General features: G+C 56.4%; 20 protein-coding genes. 13 read left to right on the top strand and 7 right to left on the bottom strand.

From position 1 onward, the window contains the following. Positions 1-21 precede the first annotated feature (21 nt). On the bottom strand, positions 22-789 hold the full coding sequence (locus tag ACP3PW_RS09300; protein ID WP_426416423.1) for a sulfite exporter TauE/SafE family protein: 768 nt from the start codon (positions 787-789) through the stop codon (positions 22-24). Between the two features lie 125 nt (positions 790-914). Continuing rightward, positions 915-2348: a pyruvate kinase gene (gene pyk, locus ACP3PW_RS09295; RefSeq protein WP_426416422.1), complete on the bottom strand. Its 1434-nt coding sequence runs from the start codon at positions 2346-2348 to the stop codon at positions 915-917. Between the two features lie 273 nt (positions 2349-2621). Between pyk and ACP3PW_RS09290 the strand changes: the two genes are divergently transcribed. The 10 genes from ACP3PW_RS09290 (at position 2622) to ACP3PW_RS09245 (ending at position 11790) form a co-directional block, all read left to right on the top strand. Further along, positions 2622-3266: an ATP-dependent zinc protease gene (locus ACP3PW_RS09290; protein WP_426416421.1), complete on the top strand. Its 645-nt coding sequence runs from the start codon at positions 2622-2624 to the stop codon at positions 3264-3266. A gap of 3 nt (positions 3267-3269) precedes the next feature. Further along, positions 3270-4808: a UUP1 family membrane protein gene (locus ACP3PW_RS09285; RefSeq protein ID WP_426416420.1), complete on the top strand. Its 1539-nt coding sequence runs from the start codon at positions 3270-3272 to the stop codon at positions 4806-4808. Beyond that, positions 4808-5782, top strand: coding sequence for an alpha-L-glutamate ligase-like protein (locus ACP3PW_RS09280; RefSeq protein ID WP_426416419.1), 975 nt, complete (start codon positions 4808-4810; stop codon positions 5780-5782). The genes ACP3PW_RS09285 and ACP3PW_RS09280 overlap by 1 nt, the downstream gene beginning before the upstream one ends. A 115-nt stretch (positions 5783-5897) precedes the next feature. After that, entirely contained in the window at positions 5898-8141 is a 2244-nt protein-coding gene (locus ACP3PW_RS09275) for a 7TM diverse intracellular signaling domain-containing protein (protein ID WP_426416418.1), read from the top strand. 51 nt (positions 8142-8192) lie between these two features. Then, on the top strand, positions 8193-8981 hold the full coding sequence (gene ppk2 / locus ACP3PW_RS09270; protein WP_426416417.1) for a polyphosphate kinase 2: 789 nt from the start codon (positions 8193-8195) through the stop codon (positions 8979-8981). Between the two features lie 68 nt (positions 8982-9049). Continuing rightward, the gene (locus tag ACP3PW_RS09265) at positions 9050-9526 is read left to right on the top strand and encodes an LEA type 2 family protein (RefSeq protein WP_426416416.1); all 477 of its coding nucleotides are present in this window, start codon (positions 9050-9052) and stop codon (positions 9524-9526) included. A gap of 168 nt (positions 9527-9694) precedes the next feature. Then, on the top strand, positions 9695-10432 hold the full coding sequence (gene trmJ / locus ACP3PW_RS09260; protein WP_426416415.1) for a tRNA (cytosine(32)/uridine(32)-2'-O)-methyltransferase TrmJ: 738 nt from the start codon (positions 9695-9697) through the stop codon (positions 10430-10432). Next, positions 10425-10907, top strand: coding sequence for a YiiD C-terminal domain-containing protein (locus ACP3PW_RS09255; protein ID WP_426416414.1), 483 nt, complete (start codon positions 10425-10427; stop codon positions 10905-10907). Before trmJ ends, ACP3PW_RS09255 begins: the two co-directional genes overlap by 8 nt. After that, entirely contained in the window at positions 10904-11293 is a 390-nt protein-coding gene (locus ACP3PW_RS09250; RefSeq protein WP_426416413.1) for an SseB family protein, read from the top strand. Before ACP3PW_RS09255 ends, ACP3PW_RS09250 begins: the two co-directional genes overlap by 4 nt. After that, positions 11290-11790, top strand: coding sequence for a DUF2489 domain-containing protein (locus ACP3PW_RS09245; protein WP_426416412.1), 501 nt, complete (start codon positions 11290-11292; stop codon positions 11788-11790). The genes ACP3PW_RS09250 and ACP3PW_RS09245 overlap by 4 nt, the downstream gene beginning before the upstream one ends. Here the strand turns inward: ACP3PW_RS09245 and ACP3PW_RS09240 are convergent. From ACP3PW_RS09240 to ACP3PW_RS09230, 3 genes are all read right to left on the bottom strand, one after another. Then, positions 11762-12496, bottom strand: coding sequence for a DUF3379 family protein (locus ACP3PW_RS09240; RefSeq protein ID WP_426416411.1), 735 nt, complete (start codon positions 12494-12496; stop codon positions 11762-11764). The two genes, ACP3PW_RS09245 and ACP3PW_RS09240, sit on opposite strands and share 29 nt — an antisense overlap. Positions 12497-12504: 8 nt before the next feature. After that, on the bottom strand, positions 12505-13017 hold the full coding sequence (locus ACP3PW_RS09235) for a sigma-70 family RNA polymerase sigma factor (protein WP_426416410.1): 513 nt from the start codon (positions 13015-13017) through the stop codon (positions 12505-12507). Between the two features lie 142 nt (positions 13018-13159). Further along, positions 13160-13618 carry a glycine zipper 2TM domain-containing protein gene (locus tag ACP3PW_RS09230; protein WP_426416409.1) on the bottom strand — a complete coding sequence of 153 codons (459 nt, stop codon included), beginning with the start codon at positions 13616-13618 and terminating at the stop codon, positions 13160-13162. Positions 13619-13721: 103 nt separating this feature from the next. Between ACP3PW_RS09230 and ACP3PW_RS09225 the strand changes: the two genes are divergently transcribed. Both ACP3PW_RS09225 and ACP3PW_RS09220 read left to right on the top strand, forming a co-directional pair. After that, complete coding sequence (locus ACP3PW_RS09225; RefSeq protein ID WP_426416408.1) at positions 13722-13988, top strand: hypothetical protein; 267 nt, start codon at positions 13722-13724, stop codon at positions 13986-13988. Between the two features lie 2 nt (positions 13989-13990). Continuing rightward, positions 13991-15040, top strand: a complete 1050-nt coding sequence (locus ACP3PW_RS09220) for a GGDEF domain-containing protein (protein ID WP_426416407.1) — start codon at positions 13991-13993, stop codon at positions 15038-15040. Positions 15041-15101: 61 nt separating this feature from the next. Here the strand turns inward: ACP3PW_RS09220 and ACP3PW_RS09215 are convergent, their stop codons facing one another. Further along, the gene (locus tag ACP3PW_RS09215; RefSeq protein WP_426416406.1) at positions 15102-16250 is read right to left on the bottom strand and encodes a 1-acyl-sn-glycerol-3-phosphate acyltransferase; all 1149 of its coding nucleotides are present in this window, start codon (positions 16248-16250) and stop codon (positions 15102-15104) included. Between the two features lie 360 nt (positions 16251-16610). Between ACP3PW_RS09215 and ACP3PW_RS09210 the strand changes: the two genes are divergently transcribed. Continuing rightward, entirely contained in the window at positions 16611-17102 is a 492-nt protein-coding gene (locus ACP3PW_RS09210; protein WP_426416405.1) for a tetratricopeptide repeat protein, read from the top strand. Here the strand turns inward: ACP3PW_RS09210 and ACP3PW_RS09205 are convergent. Beyond that, entirely contained in the window at positions 17099-18259 is a 1161-nt protein-coding gene (locus ACP3PW_RS09205) for a serine hydrolase domain-containing protein (RefSeq protein ID WP_426416404.1), read from the bottom strand. The two genes, ACP3PW_RS09210 and ACP3PW_RS09205, sit on opposite strands and share 4 nt — an antisense overlap. Positions 18260-18290 lie beyond the last annotated feature (31 nt).

Raw genomic sequence — 18290 nt, 5'->3', positions numbered from 1 at the left:
CTGAGGTTCGACGTTAAGGGGCTAACCACTGAGCAGCGCACCCCCGCAGGCCAGCAACACCATCACCAGCAGAATCCATTTCAGGGTGCGCTGGCTCACGTTGATCGCAAACTTAACGCCGAGGTAAGCGCCAACGATACTGCCCACGGCCAGAATCAATCCAGGGATCCACAACACCTGCCCACGAGCAATAAACACCCCCAACGCCACCACACTCAGGGCCGCGGTACAGACGTTCTTTAATGCGTTGGAACGCACCAGGTCATAACGCAGACCACCGGCAAGGGCCGCTAGCAGAATAAATCCCACCCCGGCCTGCACAAATCCACCGTACAAACCGGCAACGAACATCCCCCCCCAGGCAGCTGGGCGCTGGGCGAAGGCCAGGGGTTCGGAGCCGGTCTCGGGAACGATGGTCGCGGGCTTGAACAGCATTACCAGAGCCATGATTACCATAGCGCCAAGTAACACCGGTTTGAGCACCTGCGAGGGCAGATAAGAGGCGATCAGGGAACCCAGCAGCGAGCCCAGTAAAGTGGGCACCAGAATGGGCATGATCGCGCGGTGATCCAACGCGCCGTGGCGGTTAAATCCGCTCGAGCCGGTTAACGCCTGCAGTAACACCGCTACTCGGTTAGTGGCGTTCGCGATCTCCGCAGGCATCCCCACCAGCATCAACGCGGGCAGACTGAGCATGGAGCCACCTCCGGCCAGGGTATTGATAAACCCGGAGATCAGACCCGCACCCACCAGCGCGACAATAACCACCAAGTTTAGCTCGTACTCCACGGTAACACCCTCAATCTATTCAAACGGCTGGCACCCTGGAGGCGGCGATTCCACGGACCCCTTTCAAGTCAGGCGCAGCCATCGCTTCCACATTGCAGAAACGATGGTTCAGGCGCTGTGGGTGACTAGGCGCGATAGATGCGCAGGCTATTGGTTCCGCCACCTACCCCCAGCTTGTCCCCCCGCGTCATGATCACCAGCTCACCGGTTTTGATGGCGCCACGTTCGCGCAACTCGGCTAGGGCGCGCAACTCCAACTCACCCTCTGGTAACTCTTCAATAGCAAAAGGCACCGGCTCCACCCCCCGGTAGAGGGCGACACGCCGCTGGGTAGCAGGGTAGGGGGTCATCGCGTAGATCGGCAGGCCGGAACTGATACGGGACATAAGCAAGGGAGTGGTGCCGGACTCCGTCAGGCAAACGATTGCCGAAACCCCTTCGAGATGGTTAGCACTGTACATCGCCGCCATCGCTACCGTCTCCTCCACCGAGGAGAAGGTTGTATCGACCCGGTGACGGGAGATGGTGACCGAGCGGTGGCTCTGGGCTCCAATACAGATGCGGGACATCGCCTCCACCACAGCACAAGGATCATCGCCGGTGGCGGTTTCGGCAGAGAGCATCACCGCGTCGGTACCATCGAGCACCGCGTTGGCGACATCGAACACCTCCGCACGGGTCGGAAGACTGTTGTGAATCATGCTCTCCATCATCTGCGTGGCCGTCACCACGACCCGATTGAGCCTGCGGGCATGAGCGATGATCTCTTTTTGCTTACCAATCAGTTCGGCATCACCGATTTCAACCCCAAGGTCGCCACGCGCTACCATAACCGCATCGGAAGCCTGAATAATGCTATCGAGGGTTACATTGTCAGCAACCGCTTCGGCACGCTCGATTTTGGCCATGATAAAGGCTTTACCGCCGGCGTCGCGCAGCAACTGGCGGGCCAGCTCGATATCCTTGGCATTGCGGGGAAAGGACACCGCAAGATAGTCGATCTCAATCTCAGCAGCTAGGACGATATCCTCTTTGTCCTTCTCTGTGAGCGCAGGGGCGGACAACCCGCCTCCCTGCCGGTTGATCCCCTTATTGTTGGAGATCTCGCCACCGACCTTTACCTGCGTATGAATGCGATCTCCGTCAACCCGGTCGACCTCAAGCACAATGCGGCCATCATCGAGTAACAGTACATCCCCCGGTTGGCTGTCACCGGGAAGATCCCTATAAGCGATCCCGACGGTTTTCTCATTTCCCTCATTTTTACCCAACCCGGCATCAAGGCAAAATTCAGCGCCACGCTTGAGCATCACCTTGCCATCAGTAAAACGGGAAATACGGATTTTTGGACCCTGTAGATCCCCCAGTACCGCGACACTGATACCCACGCGCTGGGAGATCTCGCGCACTTGCTGCGCCCGCCGACGATGGGAATCGGCATCTCCATGGGAGAAGTTCAGGCGCACCATATTTACCCCTGCCAGCAGTAACCGTTCCAGCACCGCCGGGTCGTCGGTCGCAGGCCCCAGGGTTGCGACAATTTTGGTCCGTCTGATCATGCGTTTAATCCTCCCAATGGTTCAACAAGCGGTGACAGTACGCGCGAAAAAGTCCAGGGAGGTACGTTGACCACAAAACCACCCGGGCCTTTGATGCGAAGTGCTATCCATGACGATACCGATATTGTACGTGGCCACCCCCCCCCCTTCCAGAGAGGTCGCGTATCCGCCTGTTACCGCTCGGTAACCCCCGCCCCCTCTTTCTTTGCTAATCTCTACTGTGTTACAAACGCCCTATCGATTCAAAACCCATCGATTACCAAGGATGTGATTATGCGTGTTACTCAGGCCTTACTGTTCGGCTGCACCCTATTTCTGCTCGCCGGCTGCCAGACAACCTCCCCAATGGCTACCAGTAGCGTCACCCCGGACAAAGCGGAAACCGCCCCGGCAACGGCAAGCCAGCCAGAAAATACTTTGCCACCCGCCGAAGAACCGGCTACCAAATCGACAGTACCCTCCACCGCCAAGCAGCAGAACATCGGTGATATGATGGTTATCGGTGAGGTGGAGAAAGCCCGCATCACTCCCGGTAATTTTGTAACCGAAGCGCGTATTGATACCGGCGCAACCACCACATCGATCCATGCATGGGACACGGTGGAGTTTGAGCGCGATGGAAAACGCTGGGTGAAATTCAAAACCCTCGGCCCCGACAGCAAGGGTTCACAGACCCTGGAGCGCCCCGTTACCCGTATCGCCTCGATCAAACGCCATGGCGCCGAAGATGTGAAACGTTTTGCGGTAAAAGTGACCGTTACAATCGGCAAGGTCAGCGAACGCATCGAGGTCACTCTCGCCGACCGGAAAGCTTTTGATTACAAGATTCTGGTAGGTAGAAATCTGCTAGCTGATCTTTTTGTGGTAGACGTCAGCAAGAAAAACGTCGCCGGTTCCCCCGCCCAACCAGGAAAGTAATCCATGTCTGCTCGCGCACAGGTATACCTGCTGGCCTTGATCTGCATCATGCTGGGTCTGGGCTTAACCGCCTACAAGAAGATTGAACTGGGTTTCCCCCTGCTTCCGGGGGAGCAACGCTCGATCTGGACCGTTGAAGCCAAGGTAGTATTCAACGCCACTAACAACCCCGTCAAGGTCTCTCTCGCACTGCCCGACAGTGGCCCTAACGATGTGATCATCAGTCAGGATTTCAGCTCCCCGGGATACGGTTTTGGCTGGGATAGCGAAGGCCCCCAGCGCCGCGCCGAGTGGGCCCGGCGCAAAGCCAATGGTCCTCAAACCCTGTTCTACAAGCTACAGCTATTCCACTCCCCCACCGCCTCCCCGCTGGCACCGGAGCAGCCCCCCGAGGTGCGGCCGCTACCGGAGATGAAACGCTCCACCCAGACCGCGGTGCAAACCATAGCCGAGACGATCGAAACCCGCTCCGCCGATGCCAAGAGTTTCGCCAACGAACTGGTGCGCCAGATCAACAATCCCGGCGGCAATATGGAGATGAACCTGCTGCTCAACACCGACAACCCCTCCTCGATTGGCCAGAAAGCGACCATCATGATGGTGGTATTGAGCCAGGCCGGTATCCCCTCGCGCATCGTCCGCGGACTGCCCCTCGAAGATGGCCGCAAGCGCCAGCCACTTACCGAACTGGTTGAGGTGTTCGACGGCAAGCGCTGGGTACTGTTCGACCCCACCACCGGCGACACCGGCATACCGGACAACTTTCTGCTTTGGCAACGGGGCGGAGTATCGTTGCTAGATGTCGAGGGAGGCACAAAATCCCGAGTCACCTTCTCGGTAATCGAGAACAACCGCCCCGCCAAGACGCTGGCGGTGGCTCTGGGCCAGGATAAAGAGGCAGCGCTGGTGGATTTTTCCATCTACAGCCTACCGATCGAGATTCAGAACACCTTCAAGCATATTCTTCTGATACCGATCGGCGCACTGGTGGTAGTGTTTCTGCGGATTCTGGTAGGTATCAAAACCTCCGGCACCTTTATGCCGATCCTGATCGCCCTTGCCCTGATCCAGACCACGCTCTTTACCGGACTGGCGATCTTCCTGATTATCGTATCCATCGGGCTATGGATTCGCTCGTACCTAAGCAATCTCAATCTGCTGCTGGTGGCCCGTATATCGGCGGTGGTAATCGTGGTCATACTGATCATGGCCACCATGAGTGTCGTCAGTCACAAGATGGGATTGAGTCAGGCGCTAACGGTCACCTTCTTCCCGATGATCATCCTTGCCTGGACCATCGAACGGATGTCAATCCTGTGGGAGGAGGATGGTGGCAAAGAGGTTATGATTCAGGGGGGAGGCAGCTTGCTTGTAGCGGTCTGTGCCTATTTGGCAATGACCAACCCGCTGGTGGAACACCTGACCTTTAACTTCCCGGAGCTGCTGTTGGTGCTGCTGGGGATCATCATGCTGGTGGGCCAGTACACAGGCTACCGCCTCACCGAACTGCGCCGTTTCCAGGCCATGGTTGAGGAACGCTGATGTTTTTCACCACACCCTCAAAGCTGCGTGAGCGGGGCATGCTGGGCATGAACCGCCGCAACGTTGCCTACATATCTCGCTACAACGATCGTCGCTACTACCCTTTGGTTGACGATAAACTGAAAACCAAACTAGTCGCGGAAAAAGCCCAGGCCTCGACCCCCAAGCTACTGGGTGTCGTTGAGCATCAGTTTCAGGTCAAGACGTTACCAAGCATTCTGGAGCTCTACAGCGAATTTGTTATCAAACCTGCCCAGGGTAGTCAGGGCAAGGGCATCCTTGTTATCACCGGGCACGATGGCGAATACTATCTGAAGCCCAGCGGAGAGCGGGTATCTCAAGCCGACATAACACGCCACGCATCCAATATACTCAGCGGACTCTATAGTCTCGGGGGAAAACCCGATGTCGCCATGGTGGAGTCGCTGGTGCACTTCGACAGCGTGTTCGATGATTTCAGTTACGAGGGTGTACCGGATATTCGCGTCATTGTCTTCAAAGGGTTTCCGGTGATGGCGATGATGCGCGTCTCCACCAAGGCGTCAGACGGTAAAGCCAACCTGCACCAGGGCGCGGTCGGGGTGGGCATTGATCTTGCGACGGGAAAAGCGCTGCATGCTGTGCAATACGATCGCCCCGTGTCACACCATCCCGATACGGGCGCTCATTTTGCCGAGTTGGCGGTACCCCACTGGGAACGTATCCTGCAATTGGCCGCATCGAGCTATGAGATGACCAGACTGGGCTATATTGGCGCCGACATCGTGCTGGATGTGCATAAGGGACCAATGATTCTCGAACTCAATGCCCGCCCTGGACTGGCGGTGCAAATTGCGAACGGTACCGGTCTGCTCCCTCGGCTACGGGCGATCGAGACACTATCCCACCCGGACATTAGCGTCGAGGAGCGGGCTTCCTATGCCGTAACGCAATTTGGGGGGCGTCCCCCTGATGAGCCTTCCAGTCGGAATTGAACGCCGCCTCCCCCGCGCTATAAAAATAGAACTGCACCACAGTAACCGGGGCCACGCTAGTGGCCTCTCAACTCTCATGATAGAGTTTGTTGGTGCAATCCCACGGACTGGACGTATGCCAACTCCTCTACCAAAGCTCAGTTTGGGGTATCTGACGACCCTGTTTGTAGTGCTGACCATGACGTGGCTCCCCCCCCTCCAGGCTGCGGAGCAATCCCCCGTTGCGGTTGATGCCCGGTCGGTCATCGACATCGCTCCCCACCTACAGTACTGGCGCACCAACCGAGGCATGCTCAGCATTGAGCAGGTTGAACGGGCTTATCAAAGAGGGCTCTTTAACGAGAGCCTTACAATCCCCTTTTCGTTGCCCCGCACTCGAGATGGTATCTGGCTGCGCTTCATGCTGGCGCCCCAAAACAGCGCTTCGTTAAACCGGACACTGGAGTTCCGACGCCCTTTTTACGATCGCCTGCAGGTCTATGCTCCGACCGATGACGGCTATCAACGTCACTCCCTGGGGTACGACCACTTCCGTAACTACCAGTCTCCCGAACCCTACCATTACCGGGTTCCCATCACGCTCGATAGCGATGACACCAGGCCCTATTACATCTACCTTGAAGACAGCCTGACCATCAGGGTCCCCGTCAAACTGTGGCAAGCCGATGCACTGTCCATAGAAGACACCCAAATGACCGTCTTCCTCACAGCCATCTTCACCACAATGCTGGTGCTCGCGCTCTATAACCTCTCCCTGTTCGCCATTTTGCGCGATCAAAACTACCTGCACTATGCCGTCTATATGGTGGCCCTGTGTATGTTCCTGATGACCCGGGAAACGACACTCTATCAACTGAGCTGGCTCTCCCTTCCCGACTGGGGGGTGCAGCAACTTATTTTCACCGCCTGCATTGCCGCAGCTGCTGCGGCCCGTTTTAACCAAAGTTTCGTTAACCTGGCTCACTACACTCCGCTGCTCAACAAGGCGATCTGGGTGATGATCGTTTTTTTGCTACTGGTAGCGGCGCTGTGCACCGCCAACATTCGCGAGTTCGACTCCATTACCGCCAGCGTCCATAACTGGGCCAATTTCGCCCTCGCCCCGCTAATGGTAATAGCCTCTATCATTGCGCTACAAAAAGGTAACAGGCAGGCACGCTGGTTTCTGGCGGGCTGGGTGTTTCTGCTTACAGCGACCTTTATAGCGACCCTCAGCGCACTGGGATTCATGGAGCAGAGCCCTATCACTCTTTACGGCATCCACGTCGCCGCAGCGCTGGAGGCGATCATTCTTTCTGTTGGTCTCGCCGATCGTATCAACATCATACGTCGTGAACGCGACGATGCTGAACAGCTATCCCGGGATGTGGACGGCCGCGCGTCTAATGAGAAAAAACGTCGCCACAAATCCGACGCTGTTGCCCAATATATCTCATCTATTCATTCACGCAGCTCTGAGCAGCAGGTGTACGGAGAGCTGGTTAACACACTGGCCAATGTACTGGAAATTCGTCGCTGTGCACTGTTGCACAGCAACACCGGCAGTATCCGCGTCTACAGTCTCAACCAGCAGCTGGAGGAGTTTTTCAGTCAGGAGATCAGCGGTCGGTTAAAACTACTCGAAGGCGTTTCCAGTCAGGGAGAAGCCATGATGCTACAGCATCGCAGCCAGAATGCGCCCGATAGCGACTCCTCCACCCTGGCAGTCATCCCACTCTATAGTTGGCACCGAGAGTGGTCTGTCATCCTTATCGAACCAGAGTCCGGGCAGGAGTTTTCCCAACACCAGCTTCGGCAAGCCTCACGCTTTTGCGGCACCATAAAGGAGCAGATCCTGAACTACCGTCGTTACCGGGTCACCATTGACGGTACCGAAACGGAGGAGTCCGGAGCACTGACCCGCACCGCTTTCCTCAAACATGCACAGCGTACCATGCGCCAATGGAACAGACATGGAGAGCCTCTTAGCATCGCTCTTTGGGAGTTCGAAGAGAATTTACTGGACCTTCACCCTCTCGACAATGAAGGGCAGGCGCTACTGTTTAAAACCATGGTACAGTGTTGTGAAAAGCGAATGCAGAGATCCAATATCCTGGGACGTTATGGCAACAACGAACTCATGCTCCTGCTCCCAGGTCATGACCTTATTAGTGCAGAAAACCTGTGCAAAAGCCTTTATCGAGACTTGCGGTTACAACTTACACAGCAATATGACGATCGATTTAACCTGGCACTGAGCATCGGCATCGCCGCCCAAAGCGACCCGACCGATACACTGGAGAAACTGACACGAAATTTGACGCCACTTGCAGTTGAAGCGGTTGATAGCCGTGATGACAGTCTGTCCACGCTTGCCTAGACTAGCCAGACCGCCAAAACCAGGAATAAATAAAGCATTCAGGAGATGAGCATGACAGAGAAGGAACCGAAACAGAAAAAACTGGGGTACGAAGACCAGCTCGTTCATCTGCAGACCGAACTGGTGAAGATGCAGGAGTCGGTAAAACAGGCGGGACTCAAAGTCGTCGTACTGTTTGAAGGGCGCGATGCCGCGGGCAAGGGCGGCGTTATCAAGCGTATTATGGAGAAGCTCAATCCACGGGTTTGTCGCGTTGTTGCCCTCGGAGTTCCCACCGAAAAGGAGAAGACCCAGTGGTACTTCCAACGCTATGTTTCCGAGCTCCCCTCGGCCGGAGAGATCGTTCTCTTCGACCGAAGCTGGTACAACCGCGCGGGAGTAGAGCGCGTCATGGGATTCTGTTCCGATGATGAGTACGACGAATTTATGCGCACCTGCCCCGAGTTCGAGCGTATGCTGATCCGCTCTGGAATCATTCTCATAAAGTACTGGTTTTCGGTTTCCGATGAGGTGCAGGAAAAGCGCTTCAAGGAGCGAGTAACCACCCCGATCAAGCGCTGGAAGTTCAGCCCCATGGATCTGGAATCTCGCAGCCGCTGGGCGGAATACTCCCAGGCAAAGGACACCATGTTCTCCTACACCGACACAAAACACAGTCCCTGGTACGTGGTGAATGCTGACAGCAAGAAAAAGGCGCGCCTCAACTGCATCGATCACCTGCTGAGTATGGTCCCCTATAAGGCGATCGATTACCCCGCTATCGATCTGCCCCCCATTAATAAAAAGGGCTACATTAGAACACCGATCGACGAACAAACATTTGTTCCGGAAAAATACTAGGGAAGCTACCCGGCTCCGCCTATAGAGCCGGGCAGCCCCAACCACAGCCCCAACTGCCGAGGTGTTTCATGCCCACGTTCTCCAGATACCTGCAGAGGGTTCTCGCCCTTCTGCTACTGATGGCGTTAACCGGTTGTGCATCCCTGCAGCCCGAATACGAAAAGCCCCGCCTCAACGTTACCGGCATTGAGCTGCTTCCCGCCGAGGGGCTGAGTCAACGTTTTAAAATCGGGCTTCGCATCCTCAACCCCAACTCCACAGCCTTGCCTCTGGAGGGAATCTTTTACAGCGTCAGCATTGAGGGCTACGAGCTATTGAGCGGCGCCAGCGGTGATATCGGCGATGTCCCCGCCTATGGCGAGAGCGAATTTGATGTCACCGCATCCACCGATGTATTCAACGGCGCCCGCCTGCTGCACGAGCTTTTATCCAATCCGCGCAGCGAACTCAGTTACAGTTTCAAGGGGCGGCTCGACCTGAGCGACTGGTGGATTCCCAGCGTTCGCGTAGAGGAGAGCGGCGAGATCCCCCTGAGCCAACAGTAATTCATGCGTCTGCGGCCATGCCTATAGAGCGCCACCTGCACCGCTGCAACACCAGGCACCCACCGAGTAAGAAGCAAACCACGAGAGGGCTGCAAAAGTTTGCAATTTACCCCCCGTGTCACCTCCCTATACGGTTATAATGGCGCTTTTGTGACTCATTAAACTGCCATGCTCGATAACGTCCGAATTGTCCTGATCAACACGTTTCACCCTGGAAACATTGGCTCCGCTGCGCGGGCGATGAAAACCATGGGGTTGAAAAACCTCTATCTGGTAGATCCCGTGGAGCACCCCTCCCCCCAGTCGGAGTCGATGTCCGCCGGGGCCAAGGATCTGCTGGCTAGCGCCATTGTGGTTAACAGTTTGCAGGAAGCGATCGCCGACTGCTCGGTTGTGATCGGCGCCAGTGCTCGCAACCGCAATCTCTCCCTACCCCAGCTCAGCGCCCGCCAGTGCGGCGAGCAGGTTGCGAAGGAGTCCTCGAGCAACAAAATAGCGTTGGTGTTTGGGCGCGAGACCATGGGCCTGCACAATGACGAGCTGCAACAGTGCAACTACCACACCTATATTCCGGCAAACCCCGAGTATCCGGTACTGAACCTGGCCGCGGCCGTTCAACTGATCAGCTACGAGGTCTATCTCGCCAGCTGCGACTACCCCACCGATGCTGCGCCTGCGGTCGAGCTACCCGAAAATCGCGAGCTTGGGTATTTCTATGATCATCTGGAACAGACCCTGGATCGAGTCGGCTTTATTATTACCAACCACCCCGGGCAGTCGATGGCCAAGCTCAAGCGCTTGTTTAACCGCGCGCGGCCGGAAAAAACAGAACTCAATATCCTGCGCGGAATCCTCACCCGGATCCAGCAAAACGCCAGCGCCCGCGAACAGGATAAGAATGACTAAGCCACAGGCCCTAAGGCTAAACCCACAGGAGATGGCCTGCGCCCTCGAGCAACGGATCCTCCAACAGATCCCCCTGCTCGCAGCCATGGAGCTGCGCCTTGATCGCTACGATGGCGACTGTTTACAACTCAGCGCTCCACTGACGCCCAATATCAACGATAAGGGCACGGCCTTCGGGGGCAGCCTGGCCACCCTTGCGACCATTACCGGCTGGTGCTTTACCACACTATTGGCTGACCGGCTGGGGGACAATGAGGTGGTCGTCGCCGACAGCCAACTGGCGTACCTGAAACCGGTTGCGGGGAGGCTCTGCAGCCGCTGCGAACTGGACCATAGTGGGATTGGAGAGCAGTTCCTTGAGCAGCTGCGCGAGCGCGGTCGTGCCAGCCTTCAGCTGGAGGTTGTCATTGGCAACGAGATACCGGCCCTGCGCTATTCGGGCCGCTACGTCGCTCGTTTGAGGACAACCCCATGACACTGCTGCAAGCACTTCAAGCCACCACAGGCGAGGGCCAAAGGGCCTTCGATGCGATTCTCGAATGTCTGGTCACAAGCGAGATTCAGCTGCTCTCCCAGTGTCATGAAGAGGGGGAGGAGCCTCAGCTGCTGCAACTGGAAATTGCCCCCGGCGAGGGAGCCCTGGCGCTATTCAGCAGCGCCGACAACGCTTTGCAGATGGCCACCCAGCTGCAACTTGAGTGCGAAATACTGCCCGTACCGGGTTACTGGCCCCTGCTGGAGCTTGATGAATCGACCAACTTAGTGATCGATCCCGGTACTCCCCATAACCTGGTATTGCCTTGCGATGTCATACGATCGCTGCAACCTGTCATTCGTTCGCTGCTGGAGGACGACTCATGAGTGGATCCTTTACCCAATTATTCGTACTGCTGGGCACCCTGCTCATTATCGGTCTGTCGATCTATGCCATCGTCCTATGGCGACAGGTGTACATCAATACGCGCCGTATTCAGGAGTTACAGCAGGAGCAACGCCAGAACCTGCTGGACGCGATCAACGTCATCTCCCGCAGCATGACCCAGGATGAGCTCAACCCTACCGAAGGCTGTATTCGACTCAAGCTATTACTGGAGAAACTCGACCCCGAGCTGCTGCTATCCCCAGAGTACAAAGTGATCGAACAGATGTACGAACGCTCAAGGGAGTTCGCCACCCATCAGGCTCGTAATGCACTGTCCGCTCCAGAGAAGTTATTGCAAGACCAGGCGCGCGAGGCGCTGGAGAATGAACTTAAACTGGAGGTACGCAACGCCGCAGAGGCCCTGCAACGCCTTGATAGTGCGTACCGTGAAGCAGCTGCGGCGAAAGCTAAATCCGATGCACACGAACCGAACTAACGACCCGTTCGCGAACACGGTCCAGATCACCATTATCTGGCCCGATCAGCGCCAGGGTTCCCCGCTCCAGCGCAACGGTCTGTACCCGTGAACGGCCGACTCCGGCGTAATCGAACGCCCTTAGGGTACTGTTGGGCATCATCAACACAGTGATCGGCCCCTTTTCGGTCTGCACCACCAGGTGAGCGGCTAACTTGCCATCCACCAGGCAGTTTCCCGCGAAGGTGACATCCTCAAGGTGCGCCAAAGGCTTAATGTCCACGTTATTGAGGGTATAGGCCAGGCGTCCCTGAGAGACCGGCTCCTGCACCTGCAGGGTATGCGCCTCCTCCTCAATATGAGCCACCAGCATCTGTGCGATCTGGGCCGGATCGCCGCTTTGGGTCAGGTTAATACCCAGGGTGACAGCCACCACCGACGCCGCCAGGGCAAATCCGGTCGCCCATCGTCGCCACCCCGGTGCTGTCGGTGACTGAGGGGAGTTTGATAAGCCCTCCCCCGCGCCCTGCTCTTCGAGGCGCTGACGCAGAATGACACGAGCACCAAGATCTTCCGGCACATCGATAGAAAAGGCCTTCTCCAGCAACCGTTCCTGCTGCAACAGATTTCGATAGTAAGCATGACACCCTGTGCACTGCGCCAGATGTTGATCCGCCTCCAGAGGAAGGCATTGGGGATCTTCCAGCGAGACCCGACGAAATTCCATACAGTTCATCATTGTGTCGCCCCTCCCACTTCGTCTTCGGCGTCCATCAGTAGATCGCGTAGCTGTAATCGCGCCCGCCGCAACCGGGTTGCTACCGTATTGGCCGGTATCTCCATCTGCTCCGCGATCTCCTCCTGGGTAAACCCCATCACCATCTGCATCAACAGCGGTTCGCGGTACATCTCCTCGAGACCGGTAATACCGATACGCAGGCTTTCCAGCTCTGCCGAAAAACTCCCACTGGAGCGCTCATCAGCAATGGCATCCATGGGTATATCACTGTATTCAAAGCTCTTTTTTTGAAACCGACGCGCGTTTTCACGACGTAAGATGGTGATTAACCATGATTTTGCGGCGTTCATATTCTGCAGCGAGTCCAAAGCTCGCCACGCGCGCAAAAAGGTTTCCTGTACCAGGTCTTCGGCAATGGTCCGGTCGCCACAAAGCCAGTAGCCATAGCGGTACAGCGGCTTTTGATAAGCCTCCACCAGCGAATTAAAAAGGTTCTGTTTAGTGTTCATGGGGATAGGGACAGGTCCGACGTCCAAATTCTTTCATCCTGATGTTTTTAAGTAATGTGATAGGACGATGTAAGGGAACCCCCGCCGGAACGTTAAAAGGGCGCGACCTGCGCCCTTTTAACCAAGCATCGCTACGCCCCCTTTACTGCACAACCCGGGACACGCCGCTGGACGTCAGCACCTTCACAGAATCTCCCTTGGTAAAGGTAACGTTCGGATCCTCCTCCTGTACTACCGAGATATAGGTGCCATCGCTGAGTTCGATGGTTAGCTGAACCCCCTGTGTCCGGGTATACGCTTCCTCACCCTCGCCACCGAGTAATCCTCCGGCAACCGCACCCGCGATGGCGGCTATATCGCTGCCTTTGCCACTACCGATCGTCGACCCTGCAATGCCCCCCGCCGCGGCACCAGCAATGGCGCCAACGCCAGACTTGGTACCTTCGATCTGCACCAATTGCACATCAAGAATCACACCGAGCTTCACCTGCTGGATTTGGCGTGCCTCATCGCGAGAGTAACTTTGCCCCGACAGGTTGGACACGCACCCGCTCAGGACAAATACGCTCGCCAGCAGCGCCAGCCAATAAAATCGTTTCATTTTGCACCTCCATCGAAAAGAATAGGTCGTATCGCCTGATAATTGCGCTGTGCAGTATAATCGGCTCAATCCATGCCCACAGTATGAGGAGATCATGCCACCAATGGTATACGTAATTATAGTTATCGCCACCCTCAGTGCATTGCTATTCCACCTCTACCTCTATCGCCTGATCAGGCGCTGGGCACAACGTGATTACCTGCGCTCCCTGTGCGGGGAGAGCGAGGAAAAACTGCAGTTTCTGATGACCGAGTATGCTAACGTGAGCTCACGGCGCTTCACGCGCGACCAGTTTGAAGAACATTTTAGAGTGCTGGCACTGCAGTATGACCAGCAACGTTCACATACCCCCCTGCCGGAGACCCGTTGATAGTGAGCGATATCCAGACCCTGATCGAAACCCTCAAGGCGAATGAGGAGATCGCCCGCAAGCTGTTCGATATCGAGGTCTCGATCCTCTCCAGCGCCCACAGTGACGACCTGTTCGAAAAACTGATCAAACTGATCAAATCCAGTTTCGACATCCCGTTTGCCTGGCTTACCCTGGTGCGGGATAACCCCATCCCCAATCTGGGCGAAAAGTTCAGCAACTCCTACTGGCTCCAGCACCACCTCCATAGCCTCGACAGCAGTGAACTTGAAGCACTGCAAACACTCGACAGCAAACCCATGCTCAGCAACTCGATGGATGAACTGAGCCACCTGATCCCCTCCCACTATTTCGGTGAGGTACGCTCATTGGCGGTGATTCCGCTGATACTGGAGAAAAAGCTGGTGGGTGCCATCATGCTGGGGGACAGCGACAGCGAGCGCTACCACCCCGAGCTGGGCACCTTTCATCTGGAGCAACTGTCGGTAAAGGCATCTCTGTGCCTGTCCAATGTTATCTCCCGTGAACGGCTTGAGTATCTAGCGACCCGCGATCCATTGACCGGATTGCTGAATCGGCGCGAAATGGAGATTCACTTGCAGCAGGAGCTGGAGCGCTGCGAGCGCTATCAGGCCTCTATGTCCCTGCTGTTTATCGATTGCGACCGTTTTAAGCAGATCAACGACCAGTACGGTCACGACTACGGCGACGCGGTGCTGGTGCATGTGGCCGAGGGACTAAACCACCTGGTGCGTGCTAACGACCGGGTCTTCCGCTTCGCGGGCGATGAGTTTGTGGTCGCGCTGGCCAATCAGAACCGCTACGACGCGCGCCATGTGCGCCAGCGAATCGAAAGCTACCTGGCCACCAACCCGCTGCTCATGAATCGCAAACTGGTCCCCATCAGCGTCACCTGCGGGATCAGCGCCCCATCGCCGGAACAAGCAGCGAGCGTCAAGGACTTGTTACGAGATGCGGACCACGATCTGCTGCGGCAAAAACGCCAGCGCGACGATCACAGCGATTCCGCGTTTCAAGGCGTCGGAGAATAAGCATAATCTCTGGCCTACCCGCCACCCAAAACCGGGCACAGGTGCCGATGGCGTTAGCTGGCTAATCCTCCTGACCCATCCGCAAACGGTTAACCACCGGCGCGGCGTACATTTGTAGCCAACGGTGGCGGTGATCTACCGGGCACAACCGCAGGCGCTCCTCAAACTCCTTGCCATCGGCATCGCTGCCCAGCTCGCCAGCACCAAACGTAACCGGCTCGATATCATCGTACTCGGCCTGGAGGTACTTAAACGCCAGGTAGTTAATAGGGAACAAGCGATAGGATTGCCAGATATGGCGGTCTACTGCCGCGGCCACCTGACGCGCATCCTCAAAGCCGTCGCCGAGGGGCTCGCCAAAGGCAAGGTGTACTCGCCCTTTAAACCCCACGATACCGGTCACGATACTGCGATCGTCTTCGTTTTCCTGCTTGGTATAGCTGCCATGGGCTTCGGTTTCATAGAGCTCCCGTGCCTTGAGTTTGTCGCAGGGGTCGAACTCGTAGGAGATCGATACCGGCACTATGTGCAAACGCTCGATCACCTCGTTAAATGGATGCCCTTTTTGACTGATTGCCAGCATCTTGATAATGGCGCTATCGGTCTGGTCGTTTCCATCTTTCGCTCGTCCTTCGCGCTGAGCGATCCAGATGGAATCTCCCTCTGCAATGGAGTCATTAATGTAGCCAGATAGCTGCTGGAAGGCTGCCAGTTTTTCGCGCCGCCCCTGGGCGGACCGATTAACAATAAAGCTTTTGTTAAGCCGCATCAGGTCACTGACAAAGGGCTGCTTGAGCAGGTTGTCACCGATCGCGATGTGGGGCGTTTTTAACCCCTGATGATAGATTGCAAAATTGACCAGCGTCGGGTCCATCACAATATCGCGATGGTTGGCCATAAACAGGTAGGGGCGGTCGGGCTGCAATCGGTCCAGCCCCTCGAATGTTACCTCGGTTGTGGTTTTGCGCAGGGTACGTTCGACGTAACCCTCTACCTTGACCTGTAAACTATGCACATCGCTGACCGAGGATAACTCGCGCTGCAAAATCTTGCGCACCAGGGGGTGCAATACGAAAGGGAACCATTGGCTCAACCGTGGAAAACGAAACCGGCTCAGGGTGCCAATAAAGGCATCGTCCTGCAGCAGCCGATCCAGCACTTCTCGGACCTCATGGTCTCGATAGGGTCTTATATCCTTGTAGGTATCCATCAACGTACCGATTTAGCAGTTTCAACTACGGGGGCAATACAACATGAGGCCCACCAATTCGGGGCAAATTATACCGGTTCGAAGCCGATGAATCTGCTACGGTGAGCGACTCTTTGTAAATAATCATCTTATCTGCGTAACGTGGAGGGCGCTGCCTGCAAGCCCAGCGGCCATCTGCAAGATAGATATTGGGTGGATGCTACCCACTTCACCTCCCTGCGACAGGATCATTGGGATTCCCTCTCGAATACCCTATAATGCGCGACAGTTAAGCGCCGACCCCATTCGCGACCGTCACCCGGCGGCGATCAGGGCCAACACCGGCGCCCGAGTCATTCTAAATGTTGGAATCGGATATCCATGACCAAACACTTTCTGTTTACCCTGATTGTTTCCAGCCTCCTGGCGCTGTCCACCAGCACCCGCGCCGATCTCTACAGCGACACCCAGACCCTGTTCACTGCCGGCAGCACCTCTGAGGCGATCACCCTTCTGCAACAGGCAGCCGGTGCGGGTGATGCCAGTGCCAAGGCGCTGTTAGGGAAGGCCTATGAAACCGGCAACGGAGTCGACAAGGATCTGGACAAGGCGTTTGACCTCTATACGGACGCGGCCCATGTGCGCGACCCGCTGGGTCAGTACTATATCGGCGAAGCCTATTTCTACGGACGGGGTGCCGACCGCAACCTGATCAGTGCTTATCTCTGGCTCAGCCTGAGTGGAGAGCAGGTCTCTCCAGTCCAGCAGCAGGCGCAGGTTGCCCAACAACTGGTTGCCGTTGAACTCAATCCGATACAGCTGGAGAAAGCTCAACTGTTGGTCGAGCAGCTCAAAACCCTGTATCTGAATTAAAGACTTCGGTAGAGCGCTTTGAGCAATCGGTCGGCCCGGGGATCAATCAGAACCTCGGTCCCCATGCGGTTGGTCACATACCCAAAGCCAACGCCTCGGGCAGGATCCGCAAACCCCAGCGCTCCGCCCGCCCCCTGATGACCAAAGTTCCCCTCGACTCCCAGCCCCGCCAGGTCACCCTCCTGATGGAGCAAAAAACCCAAACCAAAACGGCTATCGCAGCCCAACACCGCATCTTTTCCTCGCACCCGCTCCTGTCTCGCGCGTTCGATCAACTCCCCTGCTAGCAGTTGTTGGCCGCGATAACAGCCACCATTGGCGAGCAGGTCATAGAACACCGCCAGCGCCCGCGCAGTCCCCTGACCATTGCCCGAACAGAGCTCCATGCGCCGCCACTGGGGTTTATTGGTCGAGTTCATTATCGACAGCGGGTTGGTAAAGGCATGGGCCGTAACCCCCTGGGGATTACCCAGTATCGCCCGCATCACCGAGTTGTCGGGAATGTCGCTGCCGGGAGACTGGGTAATTCGAGCAACCCGATTATCGAGCTCAACAGGCAGCCCGATATAGAGCTCCTGCTCCAGGGGCTGCATCAGTTCACGCTGTACGAAGCTGCCGAGGGTTTCGCCAGCCACTCGCCGAAACAGCTCGCCGACTGTCCAGGCAAAAGTGATCGGGGCATAACCGTGGCGACTGCCAGGCTCCCACCAGGGGCTATCTTGCTCGATATAACCCACCATGGTGGCCCAATCGAATAGCTCATCATCTGCCACCCGGGGGTGAATCGCCGACAGCCCCGCACTGTGGCAGAGCAGCTGTTCGACGCGGATATCTTCCTTGCCATTGCACCCAAATTCAGGCCAGTAATGGGCTACCCGTTGCTCCAACGCCAGCAATCCGCGCTCGACCAGCATCAACACCGCGGCGCTGGCAACTCCCTTTGTGCACGAGAAAAGGTTGACCAGGGTATCCTGCTGCCAGCACGTACTCTGCTCCTTGTCGGTATGCCCCGCCCAAAGATCGACCAGGGTTTCTCCGCCGATGCTCACACTCAGCGCCGCCCCCAACTCTTTGCCTTCGGCAAACAGCTCAGCGAAGGTATCGCGCAGGGGTTCGAATCGAAGGTCAAAAAAGCCTTGTACCACTGGAGCATTCATAGCACTACCTCATTGGGGGGCATTCAGCCGG

Origin of the sequence: Aestuariirhabdus sp. LZHN29, from assembly GCF_049985285.1 — a bacterium.
Taxonomy (GTDB): domain Bacteria; phylum Pseudomonadota; class Gammaproteobacteria; order Pseudomonadales; family Aestuariirhabdaceae; genus Aestuariirhabdus.
This window is presented reverse-complemented; position numbering and strand designations above follow the sequence as displayed.

Coding starts and splice junctions, on each gene's coding strand:
- pyk (WP_426416422.1), bottom strand. CDS start 2,348: ATGATCAGACGGACCAAAATTGTCGCAACCCTGGGGCCTGCGACCGAC.
- ACP3PW_RS09215 (WP_426416406.1), bottom strand. CDS start 16,250: ATGGATACCTACAAGGATATAAGACCCTATCGAGACCATGAGGTCCGA.
- ACP3PW_RS09290 (WP_426416421.1), top strand. CDS start 2,622: ATGCGTGTTACTCAGGCCTTACTGTTCGGCTGCACCCTATTTCTGCTC.
- ACP3PW_RS09235 (WP_426416410.1), bottom strand. CDS start 13,017: ATGAACACTAAACAGAACCTTTTTAATTCGCTGGTGGAGGCTTATCAA.
- ACP3PW_RS09280 (WP_426416419.1), top strand. CDS start 4,808: ATGTTTTTCACCACACCCTCAAAGCTGCGTGAGCGGGGCATGCTGGGC.
- ACP3PW_RS09210 (WP_426416405.1), top strand. CDS start 16,611: ATGACCAAACACTTTCTGTTTACCCTGATTGTTTCCAGCCTCCTGGCG.
- ppk2 (WP_426416417.1), top strand. CDS start 8,193: ATGACAGAGAAGGAACCGAAACAGAAAAAACTGGGGTACGAAGACCAG.
- ACP3PW_RS09255 (WP_426416414.1), top strand. CDS start 10,425: ATGACTAAGCCACAGGCCCTAAGGCTAAACCCACAGGAGATGGCCTGC.
- ACP3PW_RS09250 (WP_426416413.1), top strand. CDS start 10,904: ATGACACTGCTGCAAGCACTTCAAGCCACCACAGGCGAGGGCCAAAGG.
- ACP3PW_RS09275 (WP_426416418.1), top strand. CDS start 5,898: ATGCCAACTCCTCTACCAAAGCTCAGTTTGGGGTATCTGACGACCCTG.
- ACP3PW_RS09205 (WP_426416404.1), bottom strand. CDS start 18,259: ATGAATGCTCCAGTGGTACAAGGCTTTTTTGACCTTCGATTCGAACCC.
- ACP3PW_RS09285 (WP_426416420.1), top strand. CDS start 3,270: ATGTCTGCTCGCGCACAGGTATACCTGCTGGCCTTGATCTGCATCATG.
- ACP3PW_RS09230 (WP_426416409.1), bottom strand. CDS start 13,618: ATGAAACGATTTTATTGGCTGGCGCTGCTGGCGAGCGTATTTGTCCTG.
- ACP3PW_RS09225 (WP_426416408.1), top strand. CDS start 13,722: ATGGTATACGTAATTATAGTTATCGCCACCCTCAGTGCATTGCTATTC.
- ACP3PW_RS09240 (WP_426416411.1), bottom strand. CDS start 12,496: ATGGAATTTCGTCGGGTCTCGCTGGAAGATCCCCAATGCCTTCCTCTG.
- trmJ (WP_426416415.1), top strand. CDS start 9,695: ATGCTCGATAACGTCCGAATTGTCCTGATCAACACGTTTCACCCTGGA.
- ACP3PW_RS09245 (WP_426416412.1), top strand. CDS start 11,290: ATGAGTGGATCCTTTACCCAATTATTCGTACTGCTGGGCACCCTGCTC.
- ACP3PW_RS09265 (WP_426416416.1), top strand. CDS start 9,050: ATGCCCACGTTCTCCAGATACCTGCAGAGGGTTCTCGCCCTTCTGCTA.